The 1,840-nt window shown below is 69.6% G+C and carries 1 protein-coding gene; it reads left to right on the forward strand.

What is annotated here, in order from left to right:
* Positions 1 to 816: 816 nt before the first annotated feature.
* Entirely contained in the window at positions 817 to 1,686 is an 870-nt protein-coding gene (locus ABZX37_RS49310) for a hypothetical protein (RefSeq protein ID WP_354751263.1), read from the forward strand.
* The last annotated feature ends 154 nt before the right edge of the window (positions 1,687 to 1,840 follow it).

The raw sequence follows: 1,840 nt of genomic DNA on the forward strand, positions 1-1,840 counted from the left end.
CCACCCTGGCGGGGTGGCCGCCGCGCGGTCGCTTCTGCCGCGGGGGGGCGGTGCGCCCGCCGTCGGACTCGGCTTTCACCCCGCCCCCGGCGGGCCCCCCCCCCCCCCCCCCGCCGTTTCCGTCCCGGGAGCTTCTACTCTCGGTGGACGCGCCGGCCGGGTAAGGGACCTGGGAAGCGGAGCGCCTCACCCACGTGGGTTAGCGGCAACGGGTGAGATGCGTGAACGCCGCCTTCGTGATTGCGCCGCCCGCATTGCCGCCACTCCCGGTCGTCGCGCCTGGGGTTAATGCCCTTCGCGCCGCATCTCAAGCCTCAGCGGCACGCGCTATTGCCGCTTCGCCGTTATCCGACGGGCTGCCGGAAGATCCGCGCAATTCGCGGTCGGCGGCTGCCCGGCTACGCGAATTCGCACCGCACAGACCGCACCTCGCCGGGATTCCCGTCCGGGCATCTCCGCGACCGCGCCCAGGCCGGGACGCAAATCCGTCGGCCGCCCGCCAATCGCCCGAAGATGAAGGCCAGATGAACGCGGGAGAAAACCCGAACCCCATTCGTCTCGGAAGCGCCGTCGCGCGGCAATAAAGAGCGGGAAATGTTCGAGGCCGCCCGGCGCTTGCGGTTTTCGCTGCGCCGAGCGGCCTCGTCTCCCCGGTCCCCACCGGTAGGACAAGTATGGCGGTGATTGATCTTCCCGCGCCAGTCGTCTCACTCGATCGTGGTGCACAGCACTCGGGTGCAGTGGGTACCTGTCCTGCGACCCGGTGCGACAGGACGGTGCCGGAATCCACGTCGAACCGCGGCGAAGGGAGCCAGCGTGGGTGAACAACTCAAGGACGGACTCGGACAGGCCTGGAATCTAGTGGCCACGTTCGTCCCGAAACTCGTGGGTTTTCTGATCATCCTCTTGATCGGCTGGCTGATCGCGAAAGCCGTGTCCAAAGCCCTCGGGCTCGTTCTCGGAAAACTCGGTTTCACGCGGCTGGTGGAGAAGACCGGGCTGACCGGAATGGTGAAGGGCGCGAATCTCGACGCCACCACGGTGCTCGTGAAACTCGTCTACTACTTCATTCTGCTGATCGCGCTGCAGCTCGCGTTCGGGGTGTTCGGGCAGTCGAACCCGGTGAGCCAGCTGCTGAACGACATCATCGCGTTCCTGCCGAGGATCCTGGTCGCGGTGGTGCTGATCATCGTGGCCGCGGCGATCGCGAAGGTCGTGCGGGACGTCGTTTCCGGAGCGCTTTCGGGCCGTCCGGCCGGACGGCTGCTCAGCACGGTCGCGTACTGGCTCGTGATGGCGTTCGGCATCATCGCGGCGCTGGGCCAGGTGAACATCGCGACGTCGGTGACCGGCCCGGTGCTCATCGCGGTGCTGGCGACCGCGGGCGGCGTGATCGTCGTCGGCTTCGGCGGCGGCCTGATCAAGCCCGCCCAGGAGCGGTGGGGCGGCTGGCTGGCCAACCTGCAGGGCCAGGTCGGCTCGGGCTCGGGCAACGGCTCGCGGGAGCCGGGCCAGGTGAGCGGGCAGCACGCGCAGGCCGGGCGGGCCCGGACACAGGGCTACCCGCAGTCCCAGTCGGGCAGCCTTCCGCAGCCGAGCGAGCAGACCCGGCAGATGCCCGCGGACGGCGGTCGCCCGCCGGAGCCGCCGACCCCGCCCGCCGGTTTCGGGCGCGTGGACCGCTGAGCCGGTACCAGCAGGGAGGTTGAGGCCGGTGCTTCCGCAGTCATTCACCGGCGTCGGGCCGTGCTGCTGACCGGATTCGAGCCCGGTCAGCAGCTTCGCTGACGGCCTTCACCGATCCGCGGATCGGTGACCAGGGGCCGCGCTGCTTCGGCAG

It is taken from the genome of Amycolatopsis sp. NPDC004079 (assembly GCF_040610415.1).
GTDB classification, from domain to species: Bacteria; Actinomycetota; Actinomycetes; order Mycobacteriales; family Pseudonocardiaceae; genus Amycolatopsis; species Amycolatopsis halotolerans.